Source organism: Caballeronia sp. (assembly GCF_049581465.1).
Lineage (GTDB): Bacteria > Pseudomonadota > Gammaproteobacteria > Burkholderiales > Burkholderiaceae > Caballeronia.
On sequence record NZ_JBAUSA010000914.1, the window covers coordinates 1 to 8,115 of the forward strand.

The 8,115-nt window shown below is 61.4% G+C and carries 9 protein-coding genes; 3 read left to right on the forward strand and 6 right to left on the reverse strand.

The features are described 5' to 3' along the window. From WCA53_RS22450 to WCA53_RS22475, 6 genes are all read right to left on the reverse strand, one after another. Window positions 1-750, reverse strand: a 750-nt coding sequence (locus WCA53_RS22450; protein WP_423915688.1) for a hypothetical protein, incomplete at its 3' end; no start/stop codon positions are given. Window positions 751-1,016: 266 nt separating this feature from the next. Then, on the reverse strand, window positions 1,017-1,490 hold the full coding sequence (locus WCA53_RS22455; RefSeq protein WP_423915690.1) for an RES family NAD+ phosphorylase: 474 nt from the start codon (window positions 1,488-1,490) through the stop codon (window positions 1,017-1,019). Next, window positions 1,490-1,930 carry a type II RES/Xre toxin-antitoxin system antitoxin gene (parS, locus tag WCA53_RS22460; protein WP_423915693.1) on the reverse strand — a complete coding sequence of 147 codons (441 nt, stop codon included), beginning with the start codon at window positions 1,928-1,930 and terminating at the stop codon, window positions 1,490-1,492. Before parS ends, WCA53_RS22455 begins: the two co-directional genes overlap by 1 nt. A gap of 62 nt (window positions 1,931-1,992) precedes the next feature. Beyond that, window positions 1,993-2,523, reverse strand: a complete 531-nt coding sequence (locus WCA53_RS22465; RefSeq protein WP_423915696.1) for a GlcG/HbpS family heme-binding protein — start codon at window positions 2,521-2,523, stop codon at window positions 1,993-1,995. 37 nt (window positions 2,524-2,560) lie between these two features. Then, the gene (locus WCA53_RS22470) at window positions 2,561-3,340 is read right to left on the reverse strand and encodes a maleate cis-trans isomerase family protein (RefSeq protein WP_423915698.1); all 780 of its coding nucleotides are present in this window, start codon (window positions 3,338-3,340) and stop codon (window positions 2,561-2,563) included. Next, window positions 3,337-4,581 carry a D-amino acid dehydrogenase gene (locus tag WCA53_RS22475; RefSeq protein ID WP_423915700.1) on the reverse strand — a complete coding sequence of 415 codons (1,245 nt, stop codon included), beginning with the start codon at window positions 4,579-4,581 and terminating at the stop codon, window positions 3,337-3,339. The genes WCA53_RS22470 and WCA53_RS22475 overlap by 4 nt, the downstream gene beginning before the upstream one ends. A gap of 206 nt (window positions 4,582-4,787) precedes the next feature. Here WCA53_RS22475 and WCA53_RS22480 point away from each other — a divergent pair, with 206 nt between their 5' ends. From WCA53_RS22480 to WCA53_RS22490, 3 genes are all read left to right on the forward strand, one after another. Beyond that, the gene (locus WCA53_RS22480) at window positions 4,788-5,981 is read left to right on the forward strand and encodes a branched-chain amino acid ABC transporter substrate-binding protein (protein ID WP_423915702.1); all 1,194 of its coding nucleotides are present in this window, start codon (window positions 4,788-4,790) and stop codon (window positions 5,979-5,981) included. A gap of 26 nt (window positions 5,982-6,007) precedes the next feature. Then, window positions 6,008-6,907 (forward strand): branched-chain amino acid ABC transporter permease, encoded by a 900-nt coding sequence (locus WCA53_RS22485; protein WP_423915706.1) that lies wholly within the window; start codon window positions 6,008-6,010, stop codon window positions 6,905-6,907. Window positions 6,908-6,910: 3 nt separating this feature from the next. Then, on the forward strand, window positions 6,911-8,115 hold a 1,205-nt coding region (locus tag WCA53_RS22490; RefSeq protein ID WP_423915709.1), incomplete at its 3' end, for an ABC transporter permease subunit.

Genomic DNA, 8,115 nt, shown 5'->3' on the forward strand with positions numbered 1-8,115 from the left:
CACATATTGCTCGCAGGCGGCCGCATACTCATCGATCGAGGTAACAGGCGCGGCGGCCAAGCGAACTCCGCATGCCTCAATGACCTGCCTGACGATGGGCTCGGTCTGATTGAGGCCCAACACGCGAAATGGCGCAGCAACAAAAAACGGGTTGCTCCATTGCAGATGAAGCAACCATCCAGAGGCGAACTGTGATGCAGGGTTTCGTAGGACAACTGCATGCATTACGTCAGGAAACGCGGTCTTGAGCCACGGCAGGCGTCCCATGGAGCGGCAAAATTTGAAGACGGGTGTTTTGCCTTGATCCGTCGTCTGGTCGCAGAGGCTTTTCAAGTACGTCTGCAATGCGGGAAATCCAGCGTCCGGCACGGGCCCAAAGCGATCCGTGTTGAAGCTCTTCCTATACCCGATCACACCGTGCGCGCCTTCCTGGATAAACGGCCGGTATTCCGTGAAGTAAGGCGTCTTGAGTGGTGGGTGACCTGAAGTAAAAGTCGGCTCCAGGGCGGGAATATCGACCAGTCTCAGTTCGCCGAGCAATGGATGAAGCGGTTCATAGAATGCCGTCACAGTCGGCAACGCCCGAAACCGGGACCATACCCAGGTTCCCGCGCTCCTCCAGCCGGTGTGCAAAAAAATACCTCGTGCCAGTCGTTTCTCCGGCGTGACGGCATTCTGACCGGCGGGATCTTTTGACGTGTGGTCGTCGTGATCGGGGGTGCCCGGGGCACCGTCAGACAGCTGCGTCATTGGCGTTCTCGCTAGTCCAGAGGGAAGACTGGTTGATGTGTACGACGTCGGTGTGTCAATGGCCTCAAGTCCGCGCTCCTGCGGGGTCTACGAGACGATTCCGATCGCAAAAGGTTACCACGGTCAGCTTCCTTAGAAAGTGCAAGCGGCACTGTCTCGAAGCAACTGCTTGAACACCCGTGCCGGGTCAACGGAAATGAGATTTACGGCAACTTATTTTGGCATCCTATGTTTATCGTAACGAGAGGAAAGCGGATGCACGTCGACTATCCAGGCGGGGTCGCGCGCCGCATCAACCTTTGGTCGGTCAGCCACTCCGTACGCGTCCCGATCTCAAGAAGCGCGTAATCGGGATGAGCGGGATTGATTAGATAGTTAAACTCAGCGGGAACGACTGCGCTCGGAACGGCGAGTACGGCACTCGTTGCTGCGCGTATCCAGGCCGCCCCGATGTGTTGCAGGTCACTCCTGCCTGAAAGCTCGCGCCAGTCAGCAGGCAATTGTGTTTGATCGATGTGCTCGATACTTTGCTCGGGAACGCGAACTGGAATCATCACATAGCGGGCATGAAGCGGTACGTCCTGCACAAGCATTTCCAGCAAGGCGAGCGACTGCGTTTGGGCTGTATAGACCATCGAGAGCCCCTTGGGATTCCATCGCCCGCCATACAATCGCGCGCCTTCCCCCGAGAACGCCGTATCCGCATATCGTTGCGTGACCACTCGCCATACCGTGCGCATCAAGCAAACACACCGTGCTCGATGCGGCCCAATGTATCCATCACGCTATCGGCACCAATATCAGTATCGACAAGACTGAGCGGTGTCGCACCCTCCAGCGCATCAATTTGAGTCTTGAGCCAATTGAGCGCGGCATCGAGTCCCTCGAATACCTCCGCGGCGCGCGCAACCACGCGCGCGAGTCGGAGCAGTTTCGCGGACTCCTCGCGACTTAGCACACCTTCGCGCTTGCGCCGTGCCAAGGTCCGCTCGGGAATGTCCAGCGCCTGCGCAAGTTCCGCTTGCGATAATCCGATCGACTTCAGCATGGAGTCGAGGGCTCGCGAAGAGATGCCGTGACGGACCACATCGACCCATTCAAGGCCCGACCGAGGCGCGCGAGCAAATACCGCGCGCCCCCCGAGCAAAGCGTCTGCTGAAACAATCTCTCCACCACGCATGATTTACCCCCTCCTGCCAATTGGCATTTATTTTACACCAAAATGGCAGCGGCCTTGCTAGCCTATTTGACCGTATCCGCAGCCACCTTGCACACCGCTGCGTCCTGGTCGCCCGTGCCGCCGCTGCATGCGATCGCACCGATTAGCTTGCCCTCCTCCACCAGCGGAAAGCCGCCCGGCGATGCCACCAGGTCCGGGTCAAGGGTGCCGACATAGGCGTGTCCCGTTTCGAATTGATTGTAAAAGACGCGCGTCTCGCGACGAAAACGGGCTGCAGTGCGTGCCTTGCGCTGCGCGATGGGTATCGATGCAAGTTGTGCCCCATCCATGCGTTCAAATCCGACCAGATCGCCGTGCGTATCGACCACGGCGATGTTCATTTTCCAGTCGTGTTTCTTCGCTTCTGCTTCGGCTATCGCAAGGAGCTTCTTCGCCGCGTCTATGCCGATCGACGTGCCGTAGGGAATGTCGAACGGCATCTGCGTGGGAGTCCCGCCGGCGACCGGCGGCGATGGCAATGATGGAGTTTGCGCAGCGGCAAGGGCCGCCCCGGCGCTTAATAGCGTACCCGCAACGTAGGTGAGCTTATGCATCGTGAGTTTCTCCCGTGGTCTTTGCGAACTACACCGGTCAAGCCAGTGCAAACAACCTCCCAAGATGGGGCTCGCGGTCTTCCACGCCGGCTAGCCGCAACGCGTGCCAGGCCATTGCGAAGTTGCTGGATATCACCGGTTTGCCGATCGTAGCCTCCAGCTCTGGAATCAGCTCCGCGATGCGCAAGCTCGTGCACGACACGAAAACAGCATCCACGTCAGGATTGCTTGCAAGACGCTCGACGGCGGCTCGCAGAGAGTCCGCGTCTATCCGCGCCACCTCGTTGTCATTCGCATGCTCGAACGACGCCATGCGCGTAATGCCGACGCCGCGTGCCTCAATGTAGTCGCGCATGAAATCGTTAATCGAGCGCACATAAGGCGTCAACAGTCCGGAGTGCTTCGCGCCCAGCGCGCGAAGCGCCGCAAGCGCAGCAGTGATTGGCGTGGTGCACGCGACGCCCGGACGCGCTTCGTGGATGCGCGAGAATACCTTTTCCTCGCCGATCACCATCGATGCCGACGTGCAGCCAAACGCCACAACATCGATCCGCTCGGCGGGACGAATCAGCGCGACCGCCGGCGCGATGCGCGTGTCCATTTCCGCGAGGCGTTCCGGTGTGATGTCCGGCGAGTTGAGCACGCGGGATTCGTAGAACGCGACGCCCTCCTGCGTGAGCAGGCGGCGCCACTCGTGTTCGATCGTATGGTCGGTGGCCAGCACCACGAGCCCTATGGCTGCACGTCGGCAGATGCCATCGTCCAGCGCGAATTCGAGCCTTGTGTAGGCGGCATCCTGAAGGGGGATCGTGCTCATTTCAGTGTCATCCCTGTCATGTCGAGTTCAGGTTCGCGACCGGCCATGATGTCGACCAGCAGTTTCGCGGTGCCACACGACATCGTCCATCCCATGTGTCCGTGGCCCGTGTTCAGATACAGGTTCCTGTGACGCGTGCGGCCGATCAGCGGCGTCCCCTCGGGCGTCATCGGGCGCAGGCCTGCCCAGAAGGACGGGCGGGCGTAGTCGGCGCCATCGGGGAACAACTCCCGGGCGGCCCGGAGCATCTGCCTGAAGTCAGCGGGTGTGTGGTGAGTGTCGTAGCCGGCGAATTCGGCGGTTGCGGTAAAGCGCAGGCGTTGGCCAAAACGCGCCCATGCCACGAGATTATTCTCGTCGACACCACCCAGTTCCGGTGGACGGTGATCGGGCCCGACAGGAAACGTGGCGGAATAGCCCTTGACCGGGTACACCGGCAGCCGGTAGCCAAGCGGGCGCGCCATGATCGGCGACCAGGAACCGAGTGCAAGGACGAACTCGTCGCCCTTCAGGAACCCCGCTGGCGTACGCACCCCGACGACCTCGTCGCCGGACGCCTCGATCGCGCTAATGGACGTATCGAATGTGAAATGCACGCCCAGTTGCTCGCACACCGACTTGAGGCCGCGGGTAAACAAATGCGCGTCACCACTTTCGTCGGTCGGGCAATATATCGCGCCGGCGATCTTGTCGCGCGCACCCCCAAGCGCCGGCTCGCGCGCGACCACCTGCGCCGCATCGAGCGTTTCGAGCCGCAGCCCGTTGTCCGCGAGGATCGACATATTCTGCGTGCCTCGCGCGAAAGAAGCTTCGTCGCGATAGAGATACAACAGGCCGCGGCTGATGCGGTCGTACTGCAAGTGCTCGGCCGCGGTCAGTTGCTGCAATTGACTCTGCGCGTAGCAGCACAGCTTCACTTTACGCGTCGTGTTCTGACGCGAGCGCTCCGCCGTGCAGTTTCGCAGGAACTGGAGGCACCACATCCACATGTGAGGGTCTGCATTGAGCTTGAGCCGCAGCGCCTGCCCTTCGACGAAGAGAGATTTCAGGAGGATTTTCGGCGCACGCGGAGACGCCCACGTATACGAATGCCCTGGCGCGACCAGACCGGCGTTGGCAAAGCTGGTCTCGAGCGCGACGCCGGGCTGGCGGTCGATCACCGTCACCTCGCGACCCTCTTTGGCAAGGTAGTAGGCGGCCGTGACTCCCGCGATTCCGCCCCCTAGCACGACGCATTTCATGTGTGACTCCAAGCCATTTTCCGGTCCCATGCAAAGCGGCCTGTCCCTCAAAAATACAATGTTGTCGACGCTTTTGTATGGTGGTTTATACGCAGATACCCTATACCGTCCAAATGTGCAACGAGACCTATCATGAAAGGAGCGCTTTCATGATTACGCCGCGTAGCGGATCGCCCTGATCCCTTTCACAATAAGGAGTCCCCAACATGATTGCTCAGAACAATGGCACGCCCGGCGCGAGTCGCGTCTTGCGGCACACGACAGTCGCGGCAGTAGCCGCCCTGATCATGCTCGCCGGCGTGGCCCCTGGTTCGGCGCAAGGCCAGACCATCAAGATCGGCGTGCCCGTGCCGCTGTCCGGCAGCAGTGCCAACGCCGGCACGGACATCCTCAATGGCGCCAAGCTTGCTGCCACTCGAATCAATGCGGCGGGCGGGGTTCTCGGCAAGCAGATCGAACTAGTGCCGGAGGATGACGCCTGCGACGCGCAGACAGCGGTGCAGGCAGCACAGAAACTGGTCGATGCGGGCGTCGTCGCGGTAGCCGGTGGCTATTGTTCGAGCGCGGCGCTACCGGAGCTGTCCACGTTTCATCGCGCCGGGATTCCCTACGTGCTGGATGCGTCGACCAATCCAAAGCTGACCGAGATGGGCTACGACAACGTGTTCCGCACGATCGGCCGTGACGACGAGCAAGGTCCGTTTGCAGCCAGTTTCATGAAGAACTCGCTCCATGCAAAGCGCGCGGCCGTTATCAACGACAACACGACCTACTCAAAGGGTCTCGCCGACAACACAGTGGAAGCCCTGAAAAAGGATGGCGTCGACGTCGTCTACGACGACTCGATCACGCCCGGTCAGATGGACTACTCGCCAACGCTGACCCATGTCGCCGCGCTGAACCCGGACGTCATCTATTACACCGGCTATTTCTCCGAAGCAGGCTTGATCGTCAAGGAGGCGCGGCAACTGGGACTGAAGATGACCTTGATGGGCGGCGACGGCACCAACGACCCGACGCTGATGAAGACAGCCGGCCCGGCCGCGAACGACATGATCATCACCACGGCGCCGCTGGCGCAGTTCCTGAGCGCCGCGCACGGCTACGTCGACGACTATACAAAGGCTTACGGTCAAGGCCCGGGTCCGTATTCAGTCTACGAATACGATGCCATCGGGGTCACGGCGAAAGCAATCGCGGACGCCAAATCGACAACGCCCTCGGCGATCTCGGCGGCCCTGCACAAGATCTCGAACTACCCGGGAGCGACCGGGACGATAGGCTTCAACTCGAAGGGTGACCGCAGCGTGGCGGTGTATATCACCATCATCGTTCGCGGGGACAATTTCGCTCCGTACCAAAGGCAAGATGCAAGCGGACACTGGGTGACGATGAAATAGGCTCCGTAGCGCACCGCGCTTAAGCCATGAGCACCTTCTTCCAGTTCGTCATCGAAGGGCTGACGATCGGCTCGTTCTATGCGCTTGTCGCCCTCGGCTACACGATGGTCTACGGGATCATCCGGCTGATCAACTTCGCTCACGGCGACTTGTTCATGGTCGGTGCGTTCATCGGCTGGACCGGCTTGACCGTGCTTGCTGCAGCGCACGTGCCGCTCGCTTTGGCGCTGCTCATTACGCTTGTGGCCTCGATGGCGGTCACAGGCGCACTCGGCCTCGCGATCGAGCGGCTCGCGTACCAGCCACTGTTGCGCGCCCCCCGGTTGTCGATCCTGATCACGGCACTCGGCGTCTCGCTAGCGCTGGAGAACGGCGTATTGCTCCTCTACGGCGCCGGCTTCAACACCTATCCCCACGTGCTCAGCCACGCAGGATTCGATTTCCACGGCGTGCAGATCACGTTCGCGCAAGTCGGCATCATCGTGGCCAGTCTTGCGCTGATGCTCGCGTTGTATTTCTTTGTCCACCGCACCTTCGTCGGCACCGCGATGCGCGCGCTGGCAATCGATCAGGACGCGGCGCGCCTGATGGGTATCGATGTCGAGCGCCTGATCCAGCTAACCTTCTTCCTGGGTTCGACGCTGGCCGCCGTGGCAGGTGTCATGGAAGGGCTCTACTACACGCAGATCAATTTCTTCATGGGCTTTGTGCTTGGCCTGCGCGCCTTCACCGCTGCGGTTCTCGGTGGCATCGGCAATATTCCGGGGGCGATGGCCGGCGGCATCCTGATTGGCCTGCTCGAAGCGCTGGGCGCTGGCTATGTCTCTTCGCGATGGACCGATGTGTTCGTGTTCGGCGTACTGATCGGCGTGCTCGTGATCAAACCGACCGGATTGTTCGGTGAACGCGTTGTCGAGAGAATGTAGCCGATGAAACCATTGCTGGCGTCATTACGTGGGTCCCGCACGACCGGCGTCGCGCTTCTTGTCGCCGCTGCGGTGCTGCCGGCTGTCGCCAGCAATTATGTCGTCGATGTCGGCCTGACCATCGCCACCTATTCAATCCTTGGCCTCGGGCTGAACATCGTGGTGGGTTATGCCGGGCTGCTGGATCTGGGCTATGCGGCCTTCTTTGCCATTGGCGCCTACACAACCGCGCTGCTGGAAACGCTGTTGCACTTCTCGTTCTGGGAAACGCTGCCCTTCAGCCTGGCGTTTGCCGGTGCTTCGGGCATCGTCATCGGCTACCCTACCCTGCGCCTGCGCAGCGACTATCTGGCGATTGTGACGCTTGGGTTTGGTGAGATTACGCGTATTGTCGCCACCAACCTCAGCATCACCGGCGGCCCGAACGGCATCTACGGCATCGAGCCCCCCAACCTGTTCGGCTACGAGATCAGCTCACCTCGGGCGGTGTACGAACTGGGCATCGCGCTCCTCGTGCTGGTGCTCGTGTTCGCGATCCGGCTCGGCAAGTCGCGGCTCGGTCGCGCCTGGACCAGCATCCGTGAGGACGAGGCGGCGGCCGAAGCGGTCGGCGTGCCGACGCTGCGCGTGAAACTGCTCGCCTATGTCATGGGCGCATTGATCGGGGGCCTCGCGGGCAGCCTGTTCGCCGCGCGCTTCGGAACCATCGACCCGACCGCCTTCACCTATCTTCAGTCCGTCACGATCCTCATCGTCGTCGTACTCGGCGGCCGTGGCAGCATTCCCGGCGTGATCCTGGGCGCAGTCATCGTGGCCGGCCTGCCTGAGCTGCTGCGTTTCCTCAACCTCTGGCGCATCTTCGCTTTCGCGATCGGGCTCGTGATCCTGATGCTGCTGCGCCCGCAAGGGCTGTGGCCGGCGCCTCTGCGCCGCGTGGCGCTTCCACGCAAGGAGGCGGGCGGCGCTGCAACACCGTTGCCCCGCGAGACCGTCACCGATGAAATCCTCCTCGATGTGCGCAACATGCAGCGCCGCTTCGGCGGTGTGCAGGCGGTCGGCGGTGTCAGCTTTACGGTGCGCAGCGGCGAGATCGTCAGCCTGATCGGTCCGAACGGCGCCGGCAAGACAACGGTGTTCAACTGTCTCACCGGGGTGACTCGAACGACCGGCGGACAGGTTCTGTGGCGCGGCGCCTCGCTGGCTGGCGG

Excerpts from the sequence above, each read along its gene's own strand:
- WCA53_RS22455 (WP_423915690.1), bottom strand. The coding sequence starts at position 1,490 with ATGCGCACGGTATGGCGAGTGGTCACGCAACGATATGCGGATACGGCG.
- WCA53_RS22475 (WP_423915700.1), bottom strand. The coding sequence starts at position 4,581 with ATGAAATGCGTCGTGCTAGGGGGCGGAATCGCGGGAGTCACGGCCGCC.
- WCA53_RS22485 (WP_423915706.1), top strand. The coding sequence starts at position 6,008 with ATGAGCACCTTCTTCCAGTTCGTCATCGAAGGGCTGACGATCGGCTCG.
- WCA53_RS22465 (WP_423915696.1), bottom strand. The coding sequence starts at position 2,523 with ATGCATAAGCTCACCTACGTTGCGGGTACGCTATTAAGCGCCGGGGCG.
- parS (WP_423915693.1), bottom strand. The coding sequence starts at position 1,930 with ATGCGTGGTGGAGAGATTGTTTCAGCAGACGCTTTGCTCGGGGGGCGC.
- WCA53_RS22480 (WP_423915702.1), top strand. The coding sequence starts at position 4,788 with ATGATTGCTCAGAACAATGGCACGCCCGGCGCGAGTCGCGTCTTGCGG.
- WCA53_RS22470 (WP_423915698.1), bottom strand. The coding sequence starts at position 3,340 with ATGAGCACGATCCCCCTTCAGGATGCCGCCTACACAAGGCTCGAATTC.